The organism is Pseudomonas sp. GYB4201 (assembly GCF_056312595.1).
Map to the genome: position 1 here is coordinate 33418 of NZ_JBWGIG010000039.1, position 26266 is coordinate 59683.

Here is a 26266-nt window from a genome sequence, read left to right on the forward strand (position 1 = left end):
TAGAAAAGTAAGCTATAGCTTGGCGGTAGAACACCCCGCCATGCAAATCAAAGGACAATGCACATGAGCGGCACCCCCGTCGGCAGCTCCATCGTCGAACTGATCGAACAGCTGCCGTGGCGCGACAGCCCCCTGCCCGCGCCCGCGCAGTGGCCGCAGAGCCTGCGCACCGCGGTGGACATCGTGGTGCATTCGCCCATGCCCATGTTGCTGCTGTGGGGCCCGCAGCTGTGCCAGCTGTACAACGACAGTTTCGCCCTGCTGGCGGGCAGCAACCACCCCCGCGCGTTTGGCCAGCCGGTGGACCTGATCTGGCCGCAGCTGAAGGAATTCACCGACCCCATCTACCGCGCGGTGCTGGCTGGCGAGGTGCGCACCTACGTGGAACAGGGCTTTACCCTGCCCCGCGACGCCGGCCCCGCCCAAGTGTGGCTGGACCTGACCTACAGCCCTATCCGCGATGAAAGCGGCACGGTGGCCGGCATCCTCGTCACCGCCATCGAAGCCAACGAGCGCCGGCGAGTGACCGCCGAGCTGCAACGCCGCTCCGAAGCCAGCGCCAAGGCCCAGCTCGACACTGAGGAGCGCCTGCAACTGGCGCTGGAGGCGACCAACGGCGTCGGCACCTGGGACTGGGACATCCGCGAAGACCTGTTCCAGGCCGACGCGCGCTTCGCCCAGTTGCACGGCGTGGATCCGGGCCTGGCCGGCAAGATGCCCATCGGCGAGTACCTCAAGGGCGTGCACCCTGACGACCGCGGCATGGTGGCGCGCAGCATCAATGCCTGCGTGCACAGCGACGGCGAATACGCCAACGAATACCGGCTACTGCGCCCCGATGGCGAAGTGCGCTGGGTGTACGCCCGCGGCCGCAGCCACAACGACCACCATGGCCGGCCGGTGCGCTTTGTCGGGGCCTCCATCGACATCACCGAGCGTCGCGAGGCCGAGCGCACCCTGCTGCGCCTCAACGAAACCCTGGAAGAACGGGTGGCCGAGCGCACCGAAGCGCTGGCCGAGGCCAACCGCCGCCTGCACACCGAGATGCAGGAGCGCGAGCGCGCCGAGGAAGCCCTGCGCCACGCGCAGAAGATGGAAGCCGTGGGGCAACTGACCGGCGGCATCGCCCACGACTTCAACAATATGCTCACCGGCATCATCGGCAGCCTCGACCTGATGCAGCGCTACATCGCTGCGGGCCGCGCCGATGAGATCGGCCGCTTCAGCGAGGCCGCCATCACCTCGGCCCATCGCGCCGCGGCCCTGACCCACCGGCTGCTGGCGTTCTCCCGGCGCCAGTCGCTGGACCGCAAGCGCCTGGACCCCAACCAGCTGGTGCACTCCCTGGAGGAGCTGTTCAGCCGCACCAAGGGCGAACATATCCAGCTGAAGATCCGCCTGGCGCCCAACGTCTGGCCGGTGAACACCGACGCCAACCAGCTGGAAAACGCCCTGCTCAACCTGGTGATCAATGCCCGCGACGCCATGCCCGACGGCGGCACCCTGCGCATCGAGACCAGCAACCTGAGCCTGGCTGCACCCAGCGAGGAACCGGGCCTGGAGGCCCTGAAGCCGGGCCAGTATGTACTGCTGAGCGTCAGCGACGACGGCGCCGGCATGACCCCGGCGATCCAGGCCAAGGCCTTCGACCCCTTCTTCACCACCAAGCCCATCGGCCAGGGCACCGGCCTGGGGCTGTCGATGATCTACGGCTTTGCCCAGCAGTCGGGCGGCCTGGTCACCCTGCACAGCGAACCGGGCCAGGGCACCTGCGTGCGCCTGTACCTGCCGCGCCACGTCGAGCAGGAAGAGGCCAAGCCCAAGGTGCTGGCGCCCCAGGGCGCGCCGCTGGCACAGCACGGTGAAAGCGTGATGGTGGTGGAGGACGACCCGGCGGTGCGCATGCTGGTGCTCAACGTGCTGGACGAACTGGGCTACCACGCCCACCCGGCGGCAGACGCCAAGGCCGCCTTGCCGCTGCTGGAGTCGAGCCTGCGCATTGACCTGCTGGTGACCGACGTGGGCCTGCCCGGCCTCAACGGCCGGCAGCTGGCAGAGATGGCGCGCCAGCATCGGCCGGGGCTCAAGGTGCTGTTCATGACCGGCTATGCGGAAAAAGCCGCCGAACGCCACAGCTTCCTCGCCGAGGGCATGGACATGGTCACCAAGCCGTTCTCCATCGACCTGCTGGCCAACAAGATTCGCGAGATGATCAATCAACCCGCCGCCGACAGCTGATTTGCGGCATAATCGCGCGCTTTTTCAACGTCGTTCACAGGGCCCCGCGTCATGAAAGCTCAAGCTCGCCACATTCTGGTGAAAACCGCCGAAGAGGCCGAACAACTCAAGCAGCGCATCGCCAAGGGCGAAGCCTTCGACGTGCTGGCGAAAAAATTCTCCACCTGCCCGTCGGGCAAACGCGGCGGCGACCTGGGTGAAGTGCGCCCGGGGCAGATGGTGGGCGCCATCGACCAGGTTATCTTCAAGAAGCCGCTGCGCACCGTGCATGGGCCGATCAAGAGCAAGTTCGGCTACCACCTGGTGCAGGTGTTCTACCGCGATTGATCCCTGTAGCAGCGGCCAAAGGCCGCGTCTAGCCATTGGACGCAGCCTTCGGCAGCTGCTACGGGTTTTTCAGAACTGGGTGGTGAAGGTTTCCACCACGTTGAAGCGTTCGTCGACGATGCAGCCAACCCGCCACTTGTCGAACGTCAGGCACGGGTGCGAGGTGCCGAAGGCGATGATGTCACCGATGCGCAGGTCCACCCCCGCCGCCACCTTCACGAACGCGTGCTGGTCCATGATGCGGGTGACCTCGCAGGCACTGACGTCATCGCCGGTATCGCCCAGCAACCCGGCCCGGTAGCGCCGTAGCGGCTGCGGCATGCCGGCGTCATGGGCGACGTCGCGCTTGCCCAGCGCCACGATCGCACAGCCCGGCTCCGGCACCGACTGCACGTGCGCCCACACCTCCATGGCCGGGCGCAGCCCCTCGCCCAGGTCGGCACGACGAGCCAGCACGCCACCCTGGGCGACCTTGTAGATGCCATGGTCATGGGCCACGTAGCTACCCGGGCGCAGCACGGCCAGGAAGCGCCCACGGGCGGCGTGGGCGTCAAACGCCTCGGCAATCAGGTCGTACCAGGCCGAACCGGACGCGGTGACGATGGGTTGCGGCAAGGCAAAGGCGCCCTGCCCCTGCAACTCGACGGCCAGGCTGACCAGCGAGGCGGCAAAGGCGCGGATAGCGGCAATTTCCTGCTCGCCGTGGATCACCCCCTCGTAGCCTTCGATGCCGGTGAGGCGCAAGGCCGGCTGGGCAGCGATGGCGACGGCCAGCGCCTTGACCTCGGCCTCGCTGCGGCAACCGCAACGGCCGCCGGCCACGCCGTACTCGATCATCACGTTGAGGTGCTGGCCACGTTCGGCGAAGTATTCACCCAGGGCCCGTACCTGGTCCGGGTGGTCCACCAGGCAGTGGAAGTCGAAGCCGGGGTCCAGCAGCAGGTCGGCGACCAGGCGCATGTTCGCCGCGCCCACCAGCTGGTTGGCCATCAGCACCCGGCGCACACCGGCCGCATAGGCCGCGCAGGTTTGCACCGCGGTGGCCAGGGTGATGCCCCAGGCGCCGCGCTGCAGCTGCCGGGCGAACAGCGCCGGGGCCATGCTCGTCTTGCCGTGGGGCGCCAGCTGCGCGCCGCTGGCGCTGGCGAACGCCTGCATCCAGCGAATGTTGTGTTCCAGCGCCTCGCCGTGCAGCACCAGGGCCGGCAGGGTGACGTCGATCAACAGGTTGTCGCCCGGTACCGCGGCGCCCTTCTCCACTACTTGCATAACCTATCTCCAGGGGCGGTAACGCGCGTGATCATGCTCAGGGTTTGGCCTTGTAGGCGACGCAGTCGATTTCGACCTTGCAGTCCACCACCATGCTCGATTGCACGCACGCCCTCGCAGGCGCCAGGTGCGGCGGGAAGTATTCGGCGAAGACCTTGTTGAAGCTCCAGAAGTCGCGCGCATCGTCCAGCCACACGCCGGTACGCACCACGTGCTCCAGGCCGTAGCCCGCCTCGTGGAGGATGGCGATGAGATTCTGCAGGGTCTTGTGGGTTTGCGCGACGATACCGCCGTCGATGACCTCGCCGTTTTCCATGGCCACCTGGCCCGATACATAAAGCCAGCCATCGGCTTCCACCGCACGTGCGAAGGGCAGCGGCTGACCACCGGCACCTGTGCTGCCGGTGCCATGACGAGTAATGGACATGAGGACTCCTGTGCTCTCGCGCTGAGCGCAATGATGGGGAATATGCACCGCCATTGTGCCAGCCGCCCCGCCCGCCATCGACGACAACTTTGCGACAGGGTTTGAAAATCCGATACCAAATTCACATGCGCACAAGGCCGCGACCGCGCTACTATCAGCGTTTGCGCTGGACGCATGATTTTTTTCAAGGACTAGAAATGCCGCTGACTTTCCGTCGCCTCGCCCTATTTTGTGCCTTCCTGTGTTTCGCCCTCGCCCTGATCTGGGGTACCTCCGCCGAACGCCTGCTCGCCTTCTGGGACATCCCCCACAGCGAAGCCGCCGCCTTGCTGGGCAGGCGCATTGCCGCGCTGCTGCTGGGCGTGGGCGTGATGTTTTTCTGCGTACGCGGTTGCCCGCCGTCGCCGGCGCGGGCTGCCATGGTGCGTGGGTTCATGGTGGGTTGCCTGGCCATGGCGCTGCTGGGGTTGTTCGACTGGCTCAGCGGCCATGCCGGCCCCGGCATCCTGATTTCGGTGTTCGCCGAGCTGGGCCTGGGCCTGGCGTTCGTCAGCGTGGGCAATGGCGAGCGCGCCATCCTGCGGCAGATGCAGGCGTCGCGCTGACACCTGGGCAAGGCACAAAAAAACCGGCGCGCCCAAGGGGAGCAGCCGGTTTTTATATACGGGCGGTTCAGCCCATCAAAGGCTGTCGTTCACCCGTCGCACCTGGTTCAGGTGCCGGTGCGCCAGGTCGGCGCGCAGGCCGGCGATCAGGTTCGAGATCGCCCGGCTGCTGTTGAGCTGCTGCGCGCTGATGCCGGTGACGGTGAGGTCCACCCGGTCCGATGTTCGATCGAACACTCGCACCGTCAGGGACTGGTCCTGGGCCAGGGTGCATTGGCAACGCTGGGGCAGAAAACTTGATTCAATGATGTTGCGCAGTTCAAGGGTGGACAACATGGCAAAAGCTCCATTTCTTATCGGTTGCGTCCGTGATTTTTCAGCGGCTTCGTGCAGCCTAGATGGCTATTTGATTGCGCGCTGCACCACCGGTCTGATGGCAGGGATCCTGCACTTTTCTTGTGCAGCTTCCATGCCCGCCCACCGCTGCCAAGCGTATCGTTGAAAATCAACGACATACTCGCTCGAAATCAAAAAGCCATCATGCAAAATGCCACTTTGTAGGTCGCAAACCCTGCAATTTGCACACCTTCCCCGCGCTGAAACTTAACCGCCCTCGCCATGGTCAGCTGAAAATACCGCACAGCACAAAAGATCCCCGAGGTTCAGCCCCAGGAAGTACACATCATGGCCAAGCCGTTGAGCGAAGATCGTCGCAGCCCGCCTGCCGACACCCCCTCAGAGCCAGCTCCCATCCCGCCCCACCTGGCGCCGCAACGGGCCACCCGCGTCGAGCAGCCGCCCGAAGGCGAATGGTTGTTCGAGATCAAGCATGACGGCTACCGGCTGATGAGCCGCATCAGCGGCGGCGAGGTGCGCCTGTTCAACCGCGAGGGGTTGGACTGGACCGCCGAGCTGCCGCACCAGGCGCAGGCCATCGCCGCGCTGCAGCTCAACGAGAGCTGGCTGGACGGCAAGCTGGTGCAGGCCAACGCCGAGGGCGTGGCCGACTACCTCGCCCTGCAGGAGGCCTTCGAGGCCGGCCGCTGCATGGACCTGCAGTATTACCTGTTCGACCTGCCATTCCACAACGGCGAAGACCTGCGCGAGCAGCCGCTGGAGCAGCGCCGCGCGCGCCTGCGCAAGCTGCTGGGCAGCAGCAAGCACCCGCTGCTGCGCTTCTCCGACAGCTTCACCGCCAGCACCCCGGACATCCTCGAAGGCGTCTGCACCCTGAACCACGAGGGCGTGATCGGCAAGCGCCGCGGCAGCCTGTACCGCGACGGCGAGCGGAACCTGGACTGGATCAAGCTGGACTGCGTGACTGACGCCAGCCATGCGCCACTGATGACCGAAAGCCAGGCGCGCCACACGGACGAACCCAGCCATGACTTCAGCGATGGCCACCGCGAGTCTGTCGCCGGGGTGTCCATCAGCCACCCCGAGCGCGTGCTCGATCGCGTCAGCCAGACAGCCCGTGTCGACCTGGCGCGTTTCTACCAGCGGATCGGCGCCTGGCTGCTGCCGCAGCTGCGCCAACGCCCGGTAGCCCTGATGCGCGCGCCCCACGGCGTCGAGGGCGACCTGTTCCTGCAGCGCCACACCGAACACCTGGCGTTGCCGCACATCACCCTGCTGCCTCCCGCCCTCGACCCCGGGCACGCGCAACTGATGCAGGTCGACCGCCTGCCAGCGCTGATCGAGGCCGTGCAGCGCGGCGCCGTGGAATTCCACGCCTGGGGCGCCACCAGCGACCGCCTGGACCTGCCCGACCGCCTGGTGCTGGACCTCGACCCGGACCCGGCGCTGCCCTGGGGCATGGTGCTGGACGCCACCGCGCAGACCCAGGCGCTGCTCGATGAACTGGGCCTGCGCAGCTACCTCAAGACCAGCGGTGGCAAGGGCATGCACATCATCGTGCCACTGGCCCGCCACGCCCGCTGGAACCGCGTGCTGGGGTTCGCCAAGGCCATCGCCCACTACCTCATGACCCAGTTGCCCGAGCGCTTCACCGCCACCCAGGGGCCGCGCTACCGGGTGGGGCGCATCTTCGTCGATTACCTGCGCAACCAGCGCGGCGCCAGTACGGTGGCCGCCTACTCGGTACGGGCCCGCCCCGGCCTGCCGGTGTCCACGCCCATCGCCCGGCACGAACTGGCCAACCTGGAAAGCGCGCGCCACTGGCACCTGGGCAACATCGGCGAGCGCCTGGAACAGCTGCCCACCGACCCGTGGCAAGGCTATGACAACCGCCAACGCCTGACCACGCGCATGTGGACGCAGCTGGGCGTGGAGGCGCCCCATGATTAGGATCCGATTATTGTGTGGTTTGAAAAGGTGTTTCACTAACTGTTAGCTGGCTCATAGTTAGCACACAGGCTATCGTGCAGGTGTCGAGACAGGATGTCTCAACGTTTGCCCTTGAATGGCCAATGCCCGGAGATCCCCAACCCCGAGGGCATTGGTCTTTTTTTTGCCCACACACCGCCCACCCGATGTAGCAGCTGCCGCAGGCTGCGTCGTGCCGCGCAAGCGGCGCTCGATCTCAAGAACCGCCAGACAATCATAACTGGCCGCTGGCGGCCGCGACGCAATCTTCAACCAAAACCGTCGACGTGCACCCATAGTGCCTGTATTGAAACCGCATCAAGGCGCAAAGGCGCACGCCTCGATTTTACGGCCGTCCCGGAAATCGAGCGCCGCCCACGCGGCGCGACCCGACTCACGGCCGGTGCTACATCTGTTGCACCGTGCCAAGGTACGGCAACGAAGCTGATCAGGGGCATTTCCCCAATACAGCCTCTAACGCCGCGCCGCCAGCAACCCCACCCCCGCGCAACTCAACAACACCGCGCTCGCGCGGTTGAACACCCGCCGTGGCCGCGGTTCGCTGAACCAGCGTTGCAGGTGGCTGCCCAGCCAGGCGTAGATGGCGATGGCCAGCCATTCCAGCAGCAGGAAGATGGCCCCCAGCCAGAAGAACTGCTGGCCCACCGATGTAGGGCCGTCGACCGAGACGAACTGCGGCAGGAAGGCGGTGAAGATGAGGATGGCCTTCGGGTTGCCCGCCGCCACCCAGAACTCCTGCCCCGCCAGTTTGAACAGGCCGCGGCTGCCCGGCCCGCCAGGCGCCTGGCCGTCCACCGGGGCGCGCCACAGCTGCACGGCGAGGTAGAACAGGTACAGCGCGCCGGCCACCTTGACCATCAGGAACAGCCGTTCCGACGCATGCAGTACCACCGCCAGGCCCATGGCCGCGAGCGCGATCATGCCGGCGAAGGCCAGCAGCCGCCCGGCGCCCGCCAGGCATGAGGTGCCGAAGCCGTAGCGGCTGGCGTTGTTCAGGGACAGCAGGTTGTTCGGCCCCGGGGCCATGTTCAAGGCAAAGCAGGCGGGCACGAACAGCAGCAGGGTCGCAAGGTTCACGGCATGACGCTCCAGGCAGGACGGCCTGGCAGCTTAGCACCGCCTGTCGGGCTGGCTCAACGAGGGTCGTCGGGGCTCATTTCACCGTCGTCGGTCTCGGTGCGGACCTTGTCCGGGTCCAGTTCCGGGTCCTTGTCCAGGGGAATGGGCGGCAGGTTTTCATCGCCCGGGCGCGCGTCGGGCGGCACCGGGTCGGGAGCCAGGGGGTTCCTGGAGCGGTCGAGGGGGTCGGAGGTCATGGGGCACCTGTGCGCGCGGGGCTGGTTTTATTGTGATCGCCATCCGCGCCAGGAGTTGCCTGCTGGCGCGCCTACGCCAGTTCCGGCTCGACCCGGTCCCGGCCACCCTGCTTCGCCGCGTACACGCCGGAATCGGCGCGCAGCAGCAAGGCATCAGCGCCCTCGCCGCGGCGCCAGCTGGCCACGCCGAAGCTGGCGGTGACGATGCCTACTCCATCCACCGGGGTGTGGCGCAAGCCCTGCCACAGCTCCAGGGCCAGGGCGTGCGCCTGCTCGGCGTTGCTGCCGGGGCACAGCACCATGAATTCCTCGCCGCCCAGGCGGCAGAAGACATCGGTGCGGCGCAGGCGATGGCTGATTTTCTCGCAGATGTTCTTGAGCACCCGGTCGCCCACGGCGTGGCCGTAATGGTCGTTGATGCGCTTGAAATGGTCGATGTCGAGCATGATCACCGACAAGTGCAGATGATCGCGCTCGGCGCGGTCCAGTTCGACCTTGAGGCGCTCCTGGAAGTAGCGGCGGTTATGGATGCCGGTGAGCACGTCGGTCACCGACAGGGCGCGCAGCTCTTCCTCCACCCGCTTGAGGTCGGAGATGTCCGTCAGATAGCCATGCCACAGGGTGCCGCCGCCCGGCATCGGCTCCGGCGTGGCCTCGCCGCGCACCCAGCGCAGGCCCTGGCGCGGCAGCTGCACGCGGTACTCCTCGCGCCAGGGGGTCTGGTGCTCGGCGGAATAACGAATCGACTCCAGCACCCGCTCGGCGTCGTCGGGGTGGATGCGCTGCATCACCAGCCGGCCGTCCTCGCGCAGGGCGCTGGGCTCCATCTCGTAGATGTCGCGGATGCCGTCGCTGGCCCAGCTGAAGCTGGTGCGGCCGTCCGGGTCGAGGCGGAACTGATAGATGCCGCCCGGCACCTCGGCGCTCAGCTTGCGCAGCAGCTGGTCGCGGGCGGCCAGGGCCTCGTGCACGCGCTTGCGCTCGGTGATGTCGATGCACACGGCCAGGTGCCCCACCCACTGGCCTTTCTCGTCGAGCACCGTGGTGGCCAGCATGTTCACCGGCATCCGGCTGCCGTCGCGGCGCACCAGGGTCCACTCGCGGGCCTGGTCGCCGCCGTCGCCGGGGGTCTCCACCAGCATCGCCTGGGCCAGGGGGATGTCGCGCTCGTAATAGGCGCGCAGGGTGCAGGCGCGCGCCACCAGCTCTTCGCTCAGGTGCAGGTTCTGCAGGGTCAAGTGCCCTACTGCTTCCTCGCTGCGGTAGCCCAGCATGCGCTCGGCGCCGGCGTTGAAGATGGTGATCAGGCCATTGAGGTCAGTGGCAATGATCGCCACCTGGGTCGCGGCGTTGAGCACGCTGCGCAGTTGGTTGTGGGTGATGCGCAGGGCCTGCTCGCTGCTGCGCAGCTGGGAGGTGCGCTGCTCTACCAGCTTCAAGGCCCGCTGGCGCTGGCTGACCAGGCTGTAGAGCAAGGCGCTGAGCATCAGCGTCAGCAACGCACCCAGGGTCACCACCACGTTCAGCGGCGAGGTATGGTTGGCCTCGGCGAACAGCGGGCTGGGGCTGATGTCCAGCTGGTAGTCGCGGTCGGCCAGGCGCAGCAGGTGCGTGGCGGTCAGGCCCTCGGGCGGCGCCGGGTTGCTGGACTCGTACAGCACCTCATGCTCGCCCGCCGTGGACAGGTCGAGGATGCGCACGTGCAGGTTGTCGTCGTTCTGCGCCGGCAGGCCGTCGCCCATCAACTGGCCGAGGCTGATGACCGCCGACACGAAGCCCAGCGGCGGCCCGCCATCCTTGCCCGGCACCGGCGCCACCATCAGCACCCCGCGGCTGTTGCGCAGGGCCACGCCCACCAGGTTGACCGGCGGGGTGACGGCCAGGTCGCCGGTCTTCAGGGCGCGCTGCAGGGTCTCATGCCGCGAGGGCTGGGAGTTCACGTCAAAGCCCAGGGGCAGCTTCAGCCGCGTCTGCGACTGGGTGAAGAACACTGGGTAGTACTCGTCGCGCGGGGCGGCTGGCACCAGCGAACCGTCCGGCCGCTGTTCGCGGATGGCAAAGTCCTCAATGCCCTCGTCACGGGCCGCCTGCTCAAAGGCGGCGCGCTGGGCGTTGGTCACCCGCGGCAGCCAGGAATAGGCCTGGGTGCGCAGCAGCAACGGCCCGGCATAGCCTTCGTATTCGTGGCGGCTGACGTTGTCGGAATAGCTGAAAAAACGGCGCAGGCCCGCCAGGCGCTGGGTCTGGTCCTCGAAGCGCTCTTCGATGCGGCTGAAACGTTCATTGGCCAGCAGCTCGAAGCGTTGCCGCAACTGCCGCTGATACAGCTCGGAGGTGCCCAGGGCCACCAGGCTGGTGACCACGGCGCCAGCGGCCAGCGCCAGCGAGGCAATAAGCCAGGCGGAGGCGTCCTCACTGATAAAGCCAAGAATTTTCGGGCGAACGGCATGCAACGACATAAGCGGAACTCACAACGCCGGCGTGCTTCGTATCACTTTGGCTTTGGCTCAGTTATAGCTATTTGCCAGTAGTTTGCCTAGTGAGTCATCAAGCGAAATTGTTGATCATGGAGTGCAGCAAAAAGGGCTCCATGGGAGCCCTTTCGCGATGTAGCCAAAATGTACGACAGTCAGGCCTGGCGCGGGCTACCGTTCATCGGGCCTGAATTTTCCAGGCGCGGTGAATCTTGCTGTTGCGGGCGAAGTCCGGGTCCAGGGTCTGGGCGCTAATCTCCTCCACTTGGTAACGCTCGCCCAGGTGCTCGTCGAGCTGGAACTTGCGGAAGTTGTTGGAGAAATACAGCACCCCGTCCTTGGCCAGGCGCGCCACGGCCAGGTCCAGCAGCTCGACGTGGTCGCGCTGCACGTCGAACACGCCTTCCATGCGCTTGGAGTTGGAGAAGGTCGGCGGATCGATGAAGATCAGGTCGTATTCCTCGCGGTTGGCCGCCAGCCACGCCATCACGTCACCCTGCTCCAGGCGGTTCTTGTCGGAGAAACCGTTCAGCGACAGGTTGCGGCGCGCCCAGTCCAGGTAGGTTTTCGACAGGTCGACGCTGGTGGTGCTGCGCGCGCCGCCCTTGGCCGCGTGCACGCTGGCCGTGGCGGTGTAGCAGAACAGGTTGAGGAAGCGCTTGCCGGCCGCCTCGCGCTGGATGCGCAGGCGCATCGGCCGGTGGTCCAGGAACAGGCCGGTGTCCAGGTAGTCGGTGAGGTTCACCAGCAGCTTGATGCCGCCTTCCTGCACTTCGGTGAACTGGCCCTGGGCGCTCTGGCGCTCGTATTGCTTGGTGCCGCTCTGGCGCTCGCGGCGCTTGATGATCACGCGGCTCTTGTCGATGCCCAGCGCCTGGGGAATGGCGGCCAGGGCGTCGAACAGGCGGGCCTGGGCCTTTTCCGGGTCGATGGATTTCGGCGCGGCGTATTCCTGCACGTGGACCCAGTCGTGGTACAGGTCGATGGCCAGGGCGTACTCGGGCATGTCGGCGTCATACACGCGGTAGCAGTCGACCTTCTCGCGGCGGGCCCACTTGCCCAGCTGCTTGAGGTTCTTCTGCAGGCGGTTGGCGAACATCTGCCCGCCTTCGCTCAGGCGCGCCTGCTCGACCACAACCGGTGCCGGCTTGATCGGGTTGCCGTTCTTGTTGACGCGCGCGTACGGGTCGGCAGCCGGCTGGGTGGCCTGCTCGTCGGCCTGCTCACGTTCCAGCTGGCGCTGCTCGGCGGTGCGACGCTCGCCGGTGACGAACTGATCGGGCAGCACCTTGATCAGCAGCAGCTTGCACGGCAGCGCGCCGTTCCAGAACGAGTATTGTTTGTGGCTGCGAATGCCCATGCGCTTGCCCAGGTCCGGGGCGCCGGTGAACACCGCCGCTTCCCAGTTCAGGCAGGCCTGGCGCAGGCGCTCGCCGAGGTTCTGGTAGAGGTACAGCAGGCTGGCCTCGTCGCCCAGGCGCTCGCCGTAGGGAGGGTTGCAGATCACCAGGCCTTTCTGGTTCTGGTCCGGGCGCGGCTCGAAGGTGGCGACTTCGCCCTGGTAGATCTTGATCCAGTCGCTGAGGCCGGCACGCTCGACGTTGTTGCGGCCAGGCTGGATCAGCCGCGGGTCGGCTTCGTAGCCGCGGATCCACAGCGGTGGCTTGGCCAGGCCGGCGTCGGCACGGGCCAGCGCCTCGTCGTGCAGCTTGCGCCACAGGGCCGGCACGTGGCCCAGCCAGGCGCTGAAGCCCCAGCGGGTGCGCTTGAGGTTGGGGGCGATGTCGGCGGCGATCATCGCCGCTTCCACCAGGAAGGTGCCCACGCCGCACATCGGGTCGGCCAGCGCGCCGCCTTCGGCAGCAATGCGCGGCCAGCCGGAACGGATCAGGATCGCCGCCGCCAGGTTTTCCTTCAGCGGCGCCGCGCCCTGCTGCAGGCGGTAGCCGCGCTGGTGCAGGCTGTGGCCGGACAGGTCCAGGGAGAGGATGGCTTCGCCACGGTCCAGGCGCAGGTGCACGCGCAGGTCGGGGTTGAGCTTGTCGACGCTGGGGCGCTCGCCCTCGGGGGTGCGCAGCTTGTCGACGATGGCGTCCTTGACCTTCAGGGCGCCGAAGTGGGTGTTGTCGATGCCCGAGCCATGGCCGCTGAATTCCACCGCCAGGGTGCCGTCGGGCAGCAGGTGGTCCTGCCAGTCCACGTCGTGCACGCCGTGGTACAGGTCTTCGGCGTCCTTCATGGCGAAGCGCTTGAGCACCAGCAGCACGCGGTTGCCCAGGCGCGACCACAGGCACAGGCGGTAGGCCGTTTCCATGTCGGCCATGCCGCGCACGGCGGAAGTGTGTTCGCGGGTGTCTTCGAGGCCAAGCGCGGTGGCTTCCTCAGCAAGCAGGCCTTCGAGGCCCTTGGGGCAGGTGAGGAAGAGTTCGTAACGATCCGACATGGGGTATCCAGGGGCATGAGCCATAAATGGAAGGGCAACGCATCACCCTTCCCGAGTTTAACCAGGCGCTTTTCTGTGGAAGCGCCCGTGTGACACCACCGTGGTGTCGACCGCCGGGACTGGAAATCGGCTGTGGAACAGCCTTTGATCGCCCCGGCAGAAAAAAATTCTGCAAAACGACGGGCCTGAAAATGACCCTTCGTCGTTTAATACTGAAAAGCATTTAGCCATCAATCCCTGATGGCAACGTCCCATTACTGGGGCTGCAAGGCTGATCATAGCCGGGTTTCACCCCCGCCGGCCTTTGAAGCATCCTTTTACTTATGGTCGAGACACCATAATCGTTACGTCCTTATGACAAAACGGTCGTTCACACGGAAGAACGCATTGTTTAGAAATCCCTACAGGCCGCATCGCAATGGTACGGCACCACTGCTCGCCACGCCGGCAGCGAGCATCCAAAACCGGCAGAAAGACTCTGCCCGGCCTCAGACGAGGCCGACGGGACATAACAGTCAACAGACGAGGGCAACACCCTATGAGAAGACTTAAGCGTGATCCGTTGGAACGAGCATTTTTACGCGGATACCAATATGGCATCCATGGCAAATCCCGTGAGCTTTGCCCTTTTACTCTACCGTCAGTTCGTCAAGCCTGGATCAATGGCTGGCGTGAAGGACGCGGCGACAACTGGGACGGTATGACCGGCACTGCGGGTATCCACAGACTCAACGAACTTCACGCGGTCGGCTGACGAGGACGATTTTTCTCTTACATTTTCGTGATCAACCATGCGCGCCCTAACGGGCGGCGGGCGAGAGCCCAGGGGCCCCTTCGAGGGCCCCTTTTTTATGCCTTCAGCCTCGTGGCAGCGCGGCGATGGCGTCCACTGCCTCGCGGATCAGCGCCGGGCCCTTGTAGATGAAGCCCGAGTACAGCTGCACCAGGCTGGCGCCGGCGGCGATTTTCTCGGCCGCGTGCTTGCCTTCGGTGATACCGCCCACGGCGATGATCGGCATGCGCCCGGCCAGCTCGCCGGCCAGCACCTTGACGATGTGGGTGCTCTTCTCGCGCACCGGCGCGCCCGACAAACCGCCCGCCTCGTCACCGTGGGCCAGGCCCTCGACGCCTTCGCGGCCCAAGGTGGTGTTGGTGGCGATGACCGCGTCCATGCCGGAGGCCAGCAGGGCCTGGGCCACTTGCACGGTTTCCTCGTCGCTCATGTCCGGGGCGATCTTGATCGCCACCGGCACGCGCTTGCCGTGCTGCACGGCCAGCACTTCGCGGCGTGCTGCCAGGGCGTCGAGCAGCTGCTTGAGCGACTCGCCGAACTGCAGGCTGCGCAGGCCCGGGGTGTTGGGCGAGCTGACGTTGACGGTGATGTAGCTGGCGTGGGCGTAGACCTTGTCCAGGCAGATCAGGTAGTCGTCGACGGCACGCTCCACCGGGGTGTCGAAGTTCTTGCCGATGTTGATGCCCAGCACGCCCTTGTACTGCGACGCGCGCACCCGGTTCAGCAGGTTGTCGACGCCCAGGTTGTTGAAGCCCATGCGATTGATGATGGCGGTGGCTTCAGGCAGGCGGAAGATGCGCGGCTTGGGGTTGCCCGGCTGCGGGCGCGGGGTGACCGTGCCGATCTCGACGAAGCCGAAGCCCAGCTGGGCGAAACCGTCGATGGCCGCGCCGTTCTTGTCCAGGCCTGCGGCCAGGCCCACCGGGTTGTCGAACGCAAGGCCCATGACGGTCACGGGCAGGCGCGCCGGCGCCTTGGTCAGCAAGCCGTTGAGCCCCAGGCGGCCACCTGCGCCGATCAGGTCCAGGGACAGGTCGTGGGAGGTTTCCGGAGAGAGTTTGAACAACAACTGGCGGGCCAGGTTATACATGGGCAGGCATGACTCGTTGGAAGATCGTCGGGGGCCGGCATTATAGCCACATTTACGCCCCCGTAGCAGCTGCCGCAGGCGGCGTCCGCATCCAGCACCGTCCCGGTGCACTGGCATACCTCTTGCGTCACGTTGGGTACTTTTACACGGACCCCCAACCATGACCGAGCCCCACACCCCCCTGGCCTGGGTGGCCGGCAGCGATGCGCCGGAGAAAACCAGCCTGAACATCGGCTACATGGCCCTCACTGACTGCGCCCCATTGGTGGTCGCCGCCACCCAGGGCTTCGCCCAGCCCCACGGCCTGACCTTGAACCTGCACCGCCAGGCGTCCTGGGCCGGGCTGCGCGACAAACTGTTGAGTGGCGAACTGGACGCTGCCCACAGCCTGTACGGCATGGTCTACGCCGTGCACTTGGGCATCGGCGGCACCCCGGCCAGCGCCATGGCGGTGCTGATGGGCCTCAACCAGAACGGCCAGAGCATCAACCTGTCGCCCACCCTGCAGGCCGTGGGCGTGACCAGCCCCGAGGCACTGGCGCGCCACGCGCACCAGCAAGGTGCACGCCTGACCTTCGCCCAGACCTTCCCCACCGGCACCCACGCCCTGTGGCTGTATTACTGGCTGGCCGCCCAGGGCATCCACCCGCTCGACGACGTCGACAGCGTGGTGGTCCCCCCGCCGCAGATGGTGGCGCACCTGCGCGCCGAGCGCATCGACGGCTTCTGCGTGGGCGAGCCCTGGGCCGCCAGCGCCGTGGACCAGGGCCTGGGCTTCACCCTCAGCACCAGCCAGGCGATCTGGCCCGACCACCCGGAGAAGGTCCTGGCCTGCACCCAGGCCTTCGTCGACCAGCACCCCAACAGCGCCCGCGCCCTGGTCGCCAGCGTGCTGCAGGCCAGCCGCTTCATCGAGCAGAGCCCGGAAAACCTGCGTGGCACCGCGCAGCTGCTCAGCGGCGAGGAGTACCTGGACGCACCATTGACCGCCATCGAGCCGCGCCTGCTGGGCAACTACGATGACGGCCTGGGCCACCACTGGCATGACCCCCACGCCCTGCGCTTCTTCGCCGGCGGCAGCGTCAACCAGCCGTGGCTGTCCGACGCCATGTGGTTCATGACCCAGTTCCGCCGCTGGGGCCTGCTGCGCCATGACCCGGACTACCTGGGCATCGCCCGTCAGGTGCAGCAGACCGCGTTGTACCGCGCGGCCGCCGCCAGTGTCGGGGTGCCGGTGGCCAGCGATGACCTGCGCAGCAGCCAGCTGATCGATGGCAAGGTCTGGGACGGCAGCGACCCTGCCGGCTACGCGCGCAGCTTCGCCCTGCATGCCCTGGCCGATGACTGACGGGAGACGACCACTATGCTGCGTATCCTGTTGATCAACGACACCCCGCGCAAGGTCGGGCGCCTGAAGTCGGCGTTGGTGGAAGCCGGTTTCGAGGTGATCGACGAGTCGGGCCTGACCATCGACCTGCCGGCACGCGTCGAAACGGTGCGCCCCGACGTCATTCTGATCGATACCGAGTCACCGGGCCGCGACGTGATGGAGCAAGTGGTGCTGGTGAGCCGTGACCAGCCACGCCCCATTGTCATGTTCACCGACGAACACGACCCGCAGGTGATGCGCCAGGCGATCAAGTCCGGGGTCAGCGCCTACATCGTCGAAGGCATCCAGGCCCAGCGGCTGCAGCCGATCCTGGACGTGGCCATGGCCCGTTTCGAGAGCGACCAGGCCCTGCGCGCGCAACTGCAGGCCCGCGACCAGCAGCTGGCCGAGCGTAAGCGCATCGAGCTGGCCAAGGGGCTGCTGATGAAGATGAAGGACTGCAAGGAAGAAGAGGCCTACACCCTGATGCGCCGGCAGGCCATGAGCCGCCAGCAGAAGCTGATCCAGGTTGCGGAGCAGATCATCGCCATGAGCGAACTGCTGGGCTGATCCCCACCCTTGTTCCGTAAGAACGCGCGTGGGGGCTGGCCCGGGATTTGCTTTGTACCAGCCAGGTAGCCAACGGCGGTTGCCCCCACATTGAACGACAAAGACGTCGCACACCCTCTCGCCCTGGCGAGCCGGGTTGCGGCGTTTTTTCGTTTTCGGCCCCTGCTGCCCCCTGTCGAGGTGTTCGATGAGCACAAGCTTCTGGAAATCCGGCCACGCCCCTACGCTGTTCGCCGCCTTCCTGTATTTCGATCTGAGCTTCATGGTCTGGTACCTGCTGGGCCCGTTGGCCGTGCAGATCGCCAACGACCTGCAATTGACCACCCAGCAACGCGGCCTGATCGTCGCCACGCCAATCCTCGCAGGGGCCATCCTGCGCCTGGTGATGGGCGTGCTGGTGGATCGCCTGTCGCCCAAGACCGCCGGCCTGATCGGCCAGTGCACGGTGATCGTGGCGCTGTTCTGCGCCTGGCATTTCGGCATCCACAGCTACGAGCAGGCGTTGCTGCTGGGCGTGGGCCTGGGCGTGGCCGGCGCCTCGTTCGCAGTGTCGCTGCCGCTGGCCTCGCAATGGTACCCCGCCCAGCATCAGGGCAAGGCCATGGGCATTGCCGGCGCCGGCAACTCGGGCACGGTGTTCGCCGCGCTGTTCGCCCCAGCACTGGCCGCAGCGTTCGGTTGGAACAACGTGTTCGGCTTCGCCCTGCTGCCGCTGCTGGCCGTGCTGCTGGCGTTCAGCGTGCTGGCCCGCAACGCCCCGCAACGGCCCAAGCCCAAGGCCGTGGCGGATTACCTCAAGGCCCTGGGCGACCGGGACAGCTGGTGGTTCATGTTCTTCTACAGCGTGACCTTCGGCGGCTTCATCGGCCTGGCCAGCGCCCTGCCCGGCTATTTCAACGACCAGTACGGCCTGAGCCCGGTGACGGCGGGCTACTACACCGCCGCCTGCGTGTTCGGCGGCAGCATGATGCGCCCCCTGGGCGGCGCCCTGGCCGACCGCTTCGGCGGCATCCGCAGCCTGCTGGCGATGTACAGCGTGGCGGCGATCTGCATCGCCGCCGTGGGCTTCCACCTGGGCAACTCCTACGCGGCGCTGGCGCTGTTCGTCGGCGCCATGCTCGGCCTGGGCGCCGGCAACGGTGCGGTGTTCCAGCTGGTGCCGCAACGGTTCCGCCTGGAGATCGGCGTGATGACCGGCCTGGTGGGCATGGCCGGCGGCATCGGCGGCTTCCTGCTGGCCGCAGGTTTAGGGGCGATCAAGCAGCACACAGGCGACTACCAGTGGGGCCTGTGGCTGTTCGCCGCCCTGGCGGTGGTGGCCTGGTTCGGCCTGCACGGGGTCAAGCGCCGCTGGCGCACCACCTGGGGCTCGGCCGCCGTTACTGCGGCGCGGGTCTGAGCATGCCCTTGCAATTGAGCTGTGCCCAGGCCAGCGCCTGCGGGCCACGCGCGGAAAACCAGGACGCCTTGCGCCTGGTGACTCCGGCGCCGGAACTGGCCGCCAGCAAGGGCTACCTGTTCGCCCTGGCCGACGGCGTCAGCCAGTGCGCCGATGGCGGCCTGGCGGCGCGCGCCACGCTGCAGGCCCTGGCCCTAGATTACTACGCCACGCCGCAGACCTGGGGCGTGGCCCAGTCCCTGGACCGCCTGCTCAGCGCCCAGAACCGCTGGCTGCAGGCCAACGGCGCCGGCCAGCCGCTGCTGACCACCCTCAGCGCCGTGGTGCTGCGCGGCCAGCGCTTCACTCTTGCTCATGTCGGCGATTGCCGGGTGTACCGCTGGCAACCGGGCCAACTGCGGCAGATCAGCGAAGACCATGTGTGGGAGTCGGCGGGCATGGAGCACGTGCTGACCCGCGCCCTGGGCCTGGACCGGCACCTGGTGGTGGACTATCAGGAGGGTGAACTGCAGGACGGCGAAGTGTTCCTGCTGCTCAGCGACGGCGTGTGGGCGACCTTGGGCAACACCCAGATTGCCGCGGTGCTGGCCGACCACGTAGGCCATCTCGACCAGGCGGCCCAGACCCTGGTAACCGCCGCGCACCTGGCCGGCAGCCAGGACAACGCCAGCGCCCTGCTGGTACGTATCGACAAACGTGGCGCCGACAACCTCGGCGACACCTTGCACCAGCTGCGGCAATGGCCGCTGCCGCGCACGCTCAAGCCCGGCCAGGCGTTCGAGGGCTGGACGGTGGTGGCGCCATTGGCCCTGAGCCGGCAATCGCTGCTGTACCGGGTCGAGGACAGCCAGGGCCAGCGCTGGCTGTTGAAAACCCTGCCCGCCGAACGCCACGACGAGGCGGGCGCACAGCAGGCGCTGCTGATGGAGGAATGGTTCCTGCGCCGCGTGGCCGGCCGCCATTTCCCCCAGGTGCACGCCCTGCCCGGCCGCCAGCACCTGTACTACGTGATGCGTGACCACCCCGGCCAGACCCTGGCCCAGTGCCTGGCCCAACAGGGACCGCTGCCCCTGGCGCACTGGCAGGCGGTTGCCCAGGGCCTGTTGCGGGCGCTGGGGGCGCTGCACCGGCGCAACATCATCCACCGTGACATCAAGCCGGAGAACCTGCTGCTGGGCGACGACGGCGAGCTGCGCCTGCTGGACTTCGGCCTGGCGTTCAGCCCCGGCCTGTCCGCTGACAACCCCAACGCTCTGCCGGGGACCCCGAGCTACCTGGCACCGGAATGCTTCGCCGGCGCCGCGCCCGCACCACAGCAGGACTTGTACGCCGCAGGCGTGTGCCTGTATCAGCTGCTGACAGGGCACTACCCGTATGGCGAAATCGAGGCCTTCCAGCACCCGCGCTTCGGCGTTCCTGCCAATGCCCACCGCTACCGCCCCGACGTGCCCGACTGGCTGGACGCCATGCTGGCACGCAGCGTGGCGGCCGACCCGGCGCAACGCTTCGAGACGGCGGAGGAATGGCTGCTGGTGTTGGAACAAGGTGAACGGCAGGGCCTGCAGCCGCGTGCCTTGCCGTTGCTGCAGCGTGAACCGCTGAGGGTGTGGCGGGGGTTGGCGCTGGGGTCGCTAATGGTGAACCTGGTGCTGCTGGTGTGGGTGTTGCAGCACGCTTGACGCAAGCTATGCGGCGGGCCGGACGCTGCCTTCGGCAGCTGCTACAGGGATGCGCAGCCCGCCGCATCGCGGTTTCTGTAGCAGCGGCCCAAGGCAGCGTCCCAGGCGCCGCGCTGTTGCCGGCACACCGCGGCGCATCCGGACGCAGCCTGCGGCAGCTGCTACGGGGATGCGCGGAACCCGCAGGCGAAAAAAAACCCGGCCTAGGCCGGGTTTTTTTCAAGCTTTATCCAATTACTTGGATTGAGCTTCTACTTCAGCTTCTACGCGACGGTTAGTAGCGCGGCCAGCGTCAGTCGAGTTGTCAGCGACTGGACGGGTTTTGCCGTAGCCGATCGAGTCAACACGGTTGCCTTGCACGCCGTACTGGTTGACCAGTACGTTTTTAACGGCCAGGGCGCGACGCTCAGACAGCTTCTGGTTGTAGGCGTCTGGACCGACGTTGTCGGTGTGGCCTTCAACACGAGTAGTGGTCTGTGGGTACTGCTTCATGAAGTCAGCCAGGTTCTTGATGTCAGCATAGCTGTTTGGCTTGACGACCGACTTGTTGAAGTCGAATTTCACGTCCAGCTGGACGCGAACGACTTCTGGAGCTGGAGCTGGAGCTGGCTCTTCAGCAACTGGAGCTGGAGCTGGTGCTGGTGCTGGAGCCGGAGCCTTGCCACCGTTACCGCCGAAGTTCACACCCAGGCCGATGGTAGGAGCGTAGTCCCACTTGCCGTTGTCCAGTTTGTAGTCAGCATCGATACCGGCACGAGCGTACAGGTTGTCGGTGATGTACCACTTGGCGCCAGCGCCGATGGTAGCGAAGGTGGAGCTGTCGCGACCGCTGTGGCCGTCAGCTTGCACGTTGCTCAGGCTCTGGTGAGCGAAGCCACCGGAAACGTACGGACGAATGGCATCGCCGACAGTACCGAAGTGGTACATGGCGGTCAGGGAGCCAGTGTCACCGTGGATTTTCTGGCTGCCAGTACCATCGTTCGAACGAGTGTAGTTGGTCTTGCCGTAGCCCAGGATGACTTCAACGTCGTCGGTCAGGAAGTAGCCCAGCGAAGCGCCGGCAGTACGGCCGTCTTCGACGTGCTTGACGCTGTCGTTGTAGTTCTTCTGGTAGAAGGCTTCACCTTCGACCGCGCCTTGGCCTTGTGCCAAAGCGCCGAAAGAAGTTGCGGCAACAAGAGAACCAATGGCAATGCCTAAGGTGTTTTTCAGTTTCATCCGTTAAATCCCCATCTGGTGATTGTTAAGCAGTACCCCCTTACACGGGGGACAACTCGGCGGCCAGTCTAGCAGAACTAGCCCCCACGTTAGAGATATTTGCACCGAACTAAGTTTCGGCGATACCCGCAAATTTCTCACGTAGCTTGTCGAGCGCACGTTTGTATCGCATTTTCGTCGCGCTCAAACCCATGTGCATGATGTCCGCGATCTCTTGAAACTCAAGCTCTGCGACGAATCGAAGCACAAGTATTTCTCGGTCGATCGGGTTGACATGTATCAGCCAACGATCCAATCCACCACGCTCCTCCGGTTTCGGCGCCTTCTCTTCGGATGCCTCCTCGAGTGGGTCGAGGCTCAATGCATCCATGAGGCGGCGCTTGCGCCGTTCCTTACGGTACTGCGTGATACATTCGTTGTAGGTGATGCTGTAGAGCCAGGTCTTGAACTTCGATTTACCCTCGAAATTCTTCAGACCGTACAACACCTTCAACATCACCTCCTGACAGACATCGTCAGCATCACGATCGTTCCCTAAATATCTCGCACACACGTTGAACAGGGTTCGCTGATAGCGCCTCATCAGCTCTTCGTAGGCACGGGTGACGTGAAAAAGCTCCACATGCGAACGCGCCACCAGCTCCTCGTCTGTGAGCGTGCGGGGGTCGTAACGCAGGGGCAACGAATGAACTTTATTCAAAACAAGTCGGGCCGACAGTCAGGTCAATATCCACCATGGCCCGACACCCGGGCCATTTTGCGGCGGCATACAGTAGCAGAATTTGCCGGCTCAGCGGCTACTAACCCGCTGTTCCAAGAGGATCCGATTCGACAGGGAAACCAATTCCCCGTCGTCGGTCAGCACCGTCGTCTTGACCGTGCCGATCTCCTCGATCTGGCCTTCAACCTCTCCAATTCGCACTTGTTGCCCCACCTGGTACAACTCCCGCACGTAAATTCCTGCCAGGATCTGCCCGGCGATTTCCTTGCTGCCGAGGCCCATGGCCAATGCAACGGCCAGACCAACGGTAATCAAAACAATGACGATGACGTGGTTCAGCAGGTCAGTCTTGACCTCGAGCTGGCTAATGGCCACCGAGATACTGATGACAATGACCAGCCACTGCGCCACTCGCCCAAGACCTGCCGAGTAGTCCAGCCCCACGCCTTCGGCCGCGCCGCGCACCAGGCCATTCACCAGTTGCGCCAGCAGCACGCCGACCAACAGCACCAGCGCGCCACCGAAAACCTTCGGCAAATAGAGCGCCAGCATGTCGAGCGTAGCTGAAACTCGCTGCAAGCCAAGGGACTCGGCCGCAGAAACCAGGAAAATCAGCAACACGAACCAGTAGACGATCTTGCCCACCAGGGTGGAAATCGGCACCTGGATGCCACCGCGGCTCATCAGCTTGGTCAACCCGGTGCCTGCCATCAGGCGGTCCAGGCCCAGCTTGGCCAGCAGCTTGGACAACAGGGTATCGAGCAGCTTGGCCACGACAAAGCCCAGCAGCAGCACCACCAACGCACCGAACAGGTTGGGGATGAAATTCGCGACCTTCGTCCAGAGTGCGGTCATGGCCGTCACCAGGCTCTGAGTCCAGAGATCAAGTTGCATAGTCAATCAGCCTTATCAGCAGTGGGTTTGCGTCGCGAGACTGGCGCCACATGACCCGATCCATTTTCCACGGCGATCATGAAGGCCTGCAGCCAACGGCCCATCAGGCTGAACAGATCGCCGGCGCCGACTTGCCGATTGGCAGTCTTGAGGACACGCCCCAGGCAGGCGTCGTCATCCCGCCCTGGGGAGGAAGACGCCTTGAGCATGTCACGCAGTGATTCTTCAAACGGATCGTGCATACGCACCTCACGAATTATCAGTCAAAGACGAGAGCTGTCGCAGGCGGGTCACATCGATCCGGCAGGCATATGCAACCATATGTGTCCTGAACGGCGCCTAAACCCAACGCAATCGACGAAACAGCCACCATTGCCCCACGCCCAGCAGCACCATCAGCGTGCACGCCACCAGGAAGCCATACGGGCTGGTGTTCAGCGGAATGCCACCAACGTTGATACCCAACAGCCCGGTCAGGAAACTCATGGGCAGGAAGATACAGGTGATGATGCCGAAACGGTACATGGTGCGGTTCATGCGCTCGTTCAGGCGCCGGTCTTCCGCCTCCAGCACCAGGCCCACGCGCTCGCGGGTCAGCTCCAGCTCTTCGAGGTAGCGGGTGAGGCTGTTGTTCAGTTCGTTCCAGTAGTCCGCGTCATCGTCGACGAACCACGGCAATTTGTTGCGCGACAGCTGCCCGAAGATTTCCCGCTGCGGCGCCAGGAAACGCCGCAGCCCGGCGGCGCGGCGGCGAATCTGCAGGATGCTGCCGTGCTCGGGGGTGTATTGCTCGTCGGCGTCGATCTTGTCTTCCTCGTCGTCGACCACCTCGCTCAGCTCGCCCACCAGGGTCTGCACCTTCTCGGTGAGGTACTGGGCCAGGTAGAGGATGAGTTCGGAAGAGGTCCGCGGGCCACGGCCCTGCTGCAGCAGCACCATCAGCTCGTCGGTGGCGCGCAGCGGGCGCAGGCGCAGGGAGATCACCCGGCGGGCTTCGGCGAAGATGCGCACCGAGACCATGTCCTCGGGCTCGGCACCGGGGTTGAGGTTGACGCCGCGCAGGAACAGCAGCAGCTGGTCATCGGGCAACGGCAGCAGCCGCGGCCGGGTGTTTTCCTCCAGCAGCAGGTCACAGCTGAACTCGTTCAGCCCGCTGTCGTTGCGCAACCACGCCTGGGTTTGCGGATGGCCACGGTCCCAGTGCAGCCAAAGGCTTTCCTGCGGTTCCAGTACCAGCTCATCCAACTGCGCGCGGGCGATCTGCCGCGCACCACCTTTACCGTCGAGCACCAGGGCCTGCACCAGGCCCCACTGCGCGTTTTCTTCCTCGAACATCCACACCCCGATGATTGATTGCGAACCGCTTAACTCGGCATTTTCAATGCGCTGGGGGACACGATAACGCCATTGTTGTCGGCGTAGATGAATTCTCCCGGCTTGAACGTGACACCGGCGAAGGTCACCGGCACGTTCAGGTCGCCCAGGCCACGCTTTTCCGTGCGCAGCGGGTGGCTGGCCAGGGCCTGCACGCCGACGTCGGTCTGGGCGATGGCGTCGACGTCGCGGATGCAACCGTAGATCACCAGCCCTTCCCAACCGCTCTTGGCGGCCTTGTCGGCCAGCATGTCGCCCAGCAACGCGCAGCGCAGCGAGCCGCCGCCATCCACTACCAGCACCTTGCCCTTGCCGTTCAACTCCACCTGGGCCTTGACCAGGGAGTTGTCCTCGAAGCACTTGATGGTGACGATTTCGCCACCGAAGGAATCGCGCCCGCCGAAGTTGCTGAACATGGGTTCCAGCACCTTGACCAGCTCGGGGTAGGCATCGCACAAATCGGGAGTGAGGTAATGCATGGGGTAACTCCTGTCAGTTCAAGACACGGTCGATCGAAAAGGCGACCGCTACTGTAGGAACGAGCCGGCCTGCCCTGCGTTTACACCCTGCGTGCGTCGTTGCCAACGCACGCGCAATCGACATAGCTTAGCCGCCCCACCGCTGACCGTGAAGTCACGCGCCCACGGGCACTTGCTGCGCCTGCGCCAGCAACGGCGCGTGAGGGTTGTGCAGCCAACGCCCCACCAGCGGCCAGACCTCGGCCTGGGCGGCCTTGCTGACCAGCATCTCGACGTGGCCGAAGTTGTCGGCGAAGCCGTGGTCGCGGCCCAGTTGCACGAACTGCCGCTGGTCGCCACCAAAGGCCTCGAACAGCTTGCGGCAGGCCCACGGCGGGTCCTGGTGGTCAGCGCTGGCGGTCACCGCCAACAGCGGCACCTGCACCTCGGCCAGGCCTGCCCACCAGTCTTGCTTGCCATCGCCGAAGCGGCCGAACAGGCCGTACCAGCGCATGGCCTCCAGGGCCAGGCCGATGGGCTCGTCCTCGGGGCCGCGCTTGAGGCGCGAGCCGGAAATGTGGGCGAAACGCTTGAGCAGCAGGCGTGCGCTCCACTCCACTGGTGGCATTTTCAGCGGCCAGTAGGTGCGGCTGACCTGGCAGCCGAACAACGCTGCCGAGGCGACGTTGTCCTGCGGCAGGTAACCGCCGCCCAGGGCGGCCGCCAGGCTGATGCCGCCCAGGGAGTGGCCGATCCAATGTGGCGCGCGGCCGGTCTGCTCCTGCACGAACGCACCGATCACCGGCAGGTCGTAGCGGGCGTAGTCGGCGACGCGGTTGCGGGCGTAGTCCAGGTTGCGCGGCGACAGGCCGTGGCCGCGCATTTCCGGAATCCACACGTCGAACCCTTCGCGCACCAGCCAGGCACCCAGGCCGATGCCGCGGGGCGACACCCAGAAGCGCCGGTTGGAAAAGCTGCCGTGCAGCAGGATGACGGGCACGCCGCCAGGTTGCGCCTGGTCGGCCAGGCCCAGGCGGGTCACGGCCAATTCAACGCTGGCATCCGGGCTGTTGGCAGCCTTGATGCGATAGACGTCTTCGCTCAGGTCCCCACGGCGCTCGGCGCTGAGCAAGGCGACTGGGAAGAGATTGCTGCTGCTTTGCATAAGACTTCTTGTACAGAAAATAAACGGAAGATCAAAAACACCCGTAGCAGCTGCCGAAGGCTGCGTCGCTGTTTGCAAAGCGACGCAGCCT

General features: G+C 65.5%; 24 protein-coding genes. 9 read left to right on the plus strand and 15 right to left on the minus strand.

Annotated elements, in window-relative coordinates:
• Positions 1-63 precede the first annotated feature (63 nt).
• A complete protein-coding gene (locus AC0Z2B_RS26820) occupies positions 64-2238 on the plus strand; it encodes a PAS domain-containing protein (RefSeq protein WP_476300652.1) in 2175 nt (724 codons plus the stop codon).
• 51 nt (positions 2239-2289) lie between these two features.
• A complete protein-coding gene (locus AC0Z2B_RS26825) occupies positions 2290-2565 on the plus strand; it encodes a peptidylprolyl isomerase (RefSeq protein WP_008369722.1) in 276 nt (91 codons plus the stop codon).
• Between the two features lie 69 nt (positions 2566-2634).
• Here AC0Z2B_RS26825 and AC0Z2B_RS26830 read toward each other — a convergent pair whose 3' ends face one another.
• Together AC0Z2B_RS26830 and AC0Z2B_RS26835 are read right to left on the minus strand one after the other, a co-directional pair.
• Entirely contained in the window at positions 2635-3834 is a 1200-nt protein-coding gene (locus AC0Z2B_RS26830; protein WP_476300654.1) for an amino acid deaminase, read from the minus strand.
• Between the two features lie 37 nt (positions 3835-3871).
• Positions 3872-4261: a RidA family protein gene (locus tag AC0Z2B_RS26835; protein ID WP_476300656.1), complete on the minus strand. Its 390-nt coding sequence runs from the start codon at positions 4259-4261 to the stop codon at positions 3872-3874.
• Positions 4262-4458: 197 nt separating this feature from the next.
• Between AC0Z2B_RS26835 and AC0Z2B_RS26840 the strand changes: the two genes are divergently transcribed.
• Positions 4459-4866, plus strand: coding sequence for a hypothetical protein (locus AC0Z2B_RS26840; RefSeq protein WP_416423338.1), 408 nt, complete (start codon positions 4459-4461; stop codon positions 4864-4866).
• 75 nt (positions 4867-4941) lie between these two features.
• On the opposite strand, the gene AC0Z2B_RS26845 is transcribed toward AC0Z2B_RS26840, so the two are convergent.
• Positions 4942-5202, minus strand: coding sequence for a DUF1652 domain-containing protein (locus tag AC0Z2B_RS26845; RefSeq protein ID WP_416423337.1), 261 nt, complete (start codon positions 5200-5202; stop codon positions 4942-4944).
• Between the two features lie 348 nt (positions 5203-5550).
• On the opposite strand from AC0Z2B_RS26845, the gene ligD reads away from it, so the two are divergent.
• On the plus strand, positions 5551-7173 hold the full coding sequence (ligD, locus tag AC0Z2B_RS26850) for a non-homologous end-joining DNA ligase (RefSeq protein ID WP_476300658.1): 1623 nt from the start codon (positions 5551-5553) through the stop codon (positions 7171-7173).
• 492 nt (positions 7174-7665) lie between these two features.
• Here the strand turns inward: ligD and AC0Z2B_RS26855 are convergent, their stop codons facing one another.
• The 4 genes from AC0Z2B_RS26855 to rlmKL all read right to left on the minus strand — a co-directional run bounded on the left by AC0Z2B_RS26855 (position 7666) and on the right by rlmKL (position 13445).
• Positions 7666-8289 (minus strand): LysE family translocator, encoded by a 624-nt coding sequence (locus tag AC0Z2B_RS26855; protein ID WP_476300660.1) that lies wholly within the window; start codon positions 8287-8289, stop codon positions 7666-7668.
• A gap of 56 nt (positions 8290-8345) precedes the next feature.
• Positions 8346-8528, minus strand: coding sequence for a hypothetical protein (locus tag AC0Z2B_RS26860; protein ID WP_476300662.1), 183 nt, complete (start codon positions 8526-8528; stop codon positions 8346-8348).
• A 71-nt stretch (positions 8529-8599) separates the two neighbouring features.
• A complete protein-coding gene (locus AC0Z2B_RS26865; RefSeq protein WP_476300664.1) occupies positions 8600-10987 on the minus strand; it encodes a sensor domain-containing diguanylate cyclase in 2388 nt (795 codons plus the stop codon).
• 193 nt (positions 10988-11180) lie between these two features.
• Positions 11181-13445, minus strand: coding sequence for a bifunctional 23S rRNA (guanine(2069)-N(7))-methyltransferase RlmK/23S rRNA (guanine(2445)-N(2))-methyltransferase RlmL (rlmKL, locus tag AC0Z2B_RS26870; protein WP_416423330.1), 2265 nt, complete (start codon positions 13443-13445; stop codon positions 11181-11183).
• A gap of 538 nt (positions 13446-13983) precedes the next feature.
• Here rlmKL and rmf point away from each other — a divergent pair.
• A complete protein-coding gene (rmf, locus tag AC0Z2B_RS26875) occupies positions 13984-14199 on the plus strand; it encodes a ribosome modulation factor (RefSeq protein WP_008368461.1) in 216 nt (71 codons plus the stop codon).
• A gap of 103 nt (positions 14200-14302) precedes the next feature.
• On the opposite strand, the gene AC0Z2B_RS26880 is transcribed toward rmf, so the two are convergent.
• Entirely contained in the window at positions 14303-15328 is a 1026-nt protein-coding gene (locus AC0Z2B_RS26880; protein WP_416423329.1) for a quinone-dependent dihydroorotate dehydrogenase, read from the minus strand.
• 160 nt (positions 15329-15488) lie between these two features.
• Here AC0Z2B_RS26880 and AC0Z2B_RS26885 point away from each other — a divergent pair, with 160 nt between their 5' ends.
• The 4 genes from AC0Z2B_RS26885 to AC0Z2B_RS26900 all read left to right on the plus strand — a co-directional run bounded on the left by AC0Z2B_RS26885 (position 15489) and on the right by AC0Z2B_RS26900 (position 20345).
• Entirely contained in the window at positions 15489-16676 is a 1188-nt protein-coding gene (locus AC0Z2B_RS26885) for a CmpA/NrtA family ABC transporter substrate-binding protein (protein ID WP_476300666.1), read from the plus strand.
• A gap of 15 nt (positions 16677-16691) precedes the next feature.
• Positions 16692-17267, plus strand: coding sequence for an ANTAR domain-containing response regulator (locus tag AC0Z2B_RS26890; RefSeq protein ID WP_416423327.1), 576 nt, complete (start codon positions 16692-16694; stop codon positions 17265-17267).
• A 187-nt stretch (positions 17268-17454) separates the two neighbouring features.
• The gene (locus AC0Z2B_RS26895) at positions 17455-18666 is read left to right on the plus strand and encodes a nitrate/nitrite transporter (protein WP_476300668.1); all 1212 of its coding nucleotides are present in this window, start codon (positions 17455-17457) and stop codon (positions 18664-18666) included.
• A gap of 2 nt (positions 18667-18668) precedes the next feature.
• The gene (locus AC0Z2B_RS26900) at positions 18669-20345 is read left to right on the plus strand and encodes a bifunctional protein-serine/threonine kinase/phosphatase (protein WP_476300670.1); all 1677 of its coding nucleotides are present in this window, start codon (positions 18669-18671) and stop codon (positions 20343-20345) included.
• Positions 20346-20579: 234 nt separating this feature from the next.
• Here the strand turns inward: AC0Z2B_RS26900 and AC0Z2B_RS26905 are convergent, their stop codons facing one another.
• The 7 genes from AC0Z2B_RS26905 to AC0Z2B_RS26935 form a co-directional block, all read right to left on the minus strand.
• Positions 20580-21563 (minus strand): OmpA family protein, encoded by a 984-nt coding sequence (locus AC0Z2B_RS26905; protein WP_416423324.1) that lies wholly within the window; start codon positions 21561-21563, stop codon positions 20580-20582.
• Between the two features lie 109 nt (positions 21564-21672).
• The gene (gene sigX / locus AC0Z2B_RS26910; RefSeq protein WP_008368464.1) at positions 21673-22263 is read right to left on the minus strand and encodes an RNA polymerase sigma factor SigX; all 591 of its coding nucleotides are present in this window, start codon (positions 22261-22263) and stop codon (positions 21673-21675) included.
• A 90-nt stretch (positions 22264-22353) separates the two neighbouring features.
• Positions 22354-23178, minus strand: a complete 825-nt coding sequence (locus AC0Z2B_RS26915; protein ID WP_416423323.1) for a mechanosensitive ion channel family protein — start codon at positions 23176-23178, stop codon at positions 22354-22356.
• Positions 23179-23180: 2 nt separating this feature from the next.
• Positions 23181-23426, minus strand: a complete 246-nt coding sequence (locus AC0Z2B_RS26920; protein ID WP_416423322.1) for a CrfX protein — start codon at positions 23424-23426, stop codon at positions 23181-23183.
• A 91-nt stretch (positions 23427-23517) separates the two neighbouring features.
• Positions 23518-24513: a zinc transporter ZntB gene (locus AC0Z2B_RS26925; protein WP_416423321.1), complete on the minus strand. Its 996-nt coding sequence runs from the start codon at positions 24511-24513 to the stop codon at positions 23518-23520.
• A 29-nt stretch (positions 24514-24542) separates the two neighbouring features.
• Positions 24543-25031: a ribonuclease E activity regulator RraA gene (gene rraA, locus AC0Z2B_RS26930; RefSeq protein WP_416423320.1), complete on the minus strand. Its 489-nt coding sequence runs from the start codon at positions 25029-25031 to the stop codon at positions 24543-24545.
• A 154-nt stretch (positions 25032-25185) separates the two neighbouring features.
• On the minus strand, positions 25186-26175 hold the full coding sequence (locus tag AC0Z2B_RS26935; protein ID WP_476300672.1) for an alpha/beta fold hydrolase: 990 nt from the start codon (positions 26173-26175) through the stop codon (positions 25186-25188).
• Between the last annotated feature and the right edge of the window lie 91 nt (positions 26176-26266).

Bases quoted from the DNA above. Each gene is read 5' to 3' on its own strand.
- AC0Z2B_RS26820 (WP_476300652.1), top strand. From the start codon at position 64: ATGAGCGGCACCCCCGTCGGCAGCTCCATCGTCGAACTGATCGAACAG.
- AC0Z2B_RS26825 (WP_008369722.1), top strand. From the start codon at position 2,290: ATGAAAGCTCAAGCTCGCCACATTCTGGTGAAAACCGCCGAAGAGGCC.
- AC0Z2B_RS26830 (WP_476300654.1), bottom strand. From the start codon at position 3,834: ATGCAAGTAGTGGAGAAGGGCGCCGCGGTACCGGGCGACAACCTGTTG.
- AC0Z2B_RS26835 (WP_476300656.1), bottom strand. From the start codon at position 4,261: ATGTCCATTACTCGTCATGGCACCGGCAGCACAGGTGCCGGTGGTCAG.
- AC0Z2B_RS26840 (WP_416423338.1), top strand. From the start codon at position 4,459: ATGCCGCTGACTTTCCGTCGCCTCGCCCTATTTTGTGCCTTCCTGTGT.
- AC0Z2B_RS26845 (WP_416423337.1), bottom strand. From the start codon at position 5,202: ATGTTGTCCACCCTTGAACTGCGCAACATCATTGAATCAAGTTTTCTG.
- ligD (WP_476300658.1), top strand. From the start codon at position 5,551: ATGGCCAAGCCGTTGAGCGAAGATCGTCGCAGCCCGCCTGCCGACACC.
- AC0Z2B_RS26860 (WP_476300662.1), bottom strand. From the start codon at position 8,528: ATGACCTCCGACCCCCTCGACCGCTCCAGGAACCCCCTGGCTCCCGAC.
- AC0Z2B_RS26865 (WP_476300664.1), bottom strand. From the start codon at position 10,987: ATGTCGTTGCATGCCGTTCGCCCGAAAATTCTTGGCTTTATCAGTGAG.
- rlmKL (WP_416423330.1), bottom strand. From the start codon at position 13,445: ATGTCGGATCGTTACGAACTCTTCCTCACCTGCCCCAAGGGCCTCGAA.
- rmf (WP_008368461.1), top strand. From the start codon at position 13,984: ATGAGAAGACTTAAGCGTGATCCGTTGGAACGAGCATTTTTACGCGGA.
- AC0Z2B_RS26880 (WP_416423329.1), bottom strand. From the start codon at position 15,328: ATGTATAACCTGGCCCGCCAGTTGTTGTTCAAACTCTCTCCGGAAACC.
- AC0Z2B_RS26885 (WP_476300666.1), top strand. From the start codon at position 15,489: ATGACCGAGCCCCACACCCCCCTGGCCTGGGTGGCCGGCAGCGATGCG.
- AC0Z2B_RS26890 (WP_416423327.1), top strand. From the start codon at position 16,692: ATGCTGCGTATCCTGTTGATCAACGACACCCCGCGCAAGGTCGGGCGC.
- AC0Z2B_RS26895 (WP_476300668.1), top strand. From the start codon at position 17,455: ATGAGCACAAGCTTCTGGAAATCCGGCCACGCCCCTACGCTGTTCGCC.
- AC0Z2B_RS26900 (WP_476300670.1), top strand. From the start codon at position 18,669: ATGCCCTTGCAATTGAGCTGTGCCCAGGCCAGCGCCTGCGGGCCACGC.
- AC0Z2B_RS26905 (WP_416423324.1), bottom strand. From the start codon at position 21,563: ATGAAACTGAAAAACACCTTAGGCATTGCCATTGGTTCTCTTGTTGCC.
- AC0Z2B_RS26915 (WP_416423323.1), bottom strand. From the start codon at position 23,178: ATGCAACTTGATCTCTGGACTCAGAGCCTGGTGACGGCCATGACCGCA.
- AC0Z2B_RS26925 (WP_416423321.1), bottom strand. From the start codon at position 24,513: ATGTTCGAGGAAGAAAACGCGCAGTGGGGCCTGGTGCAGGCCCTGGTG.
- rraA (WP_416423320.1), bottom strand. From the start codon at position 25,031: ATGCATTACCTCACTCCCGATTTGTGCGATGCCTACCCCGAGCTGGTC.
- AC0Z2B_RS26935 (WP_476300672.1), bottom strand. From the start codon at position 26,175: ATGCAAAGCAGCAGCAATCTCTTCCCAGTCGCCTTGCTCAGCGCCGAG.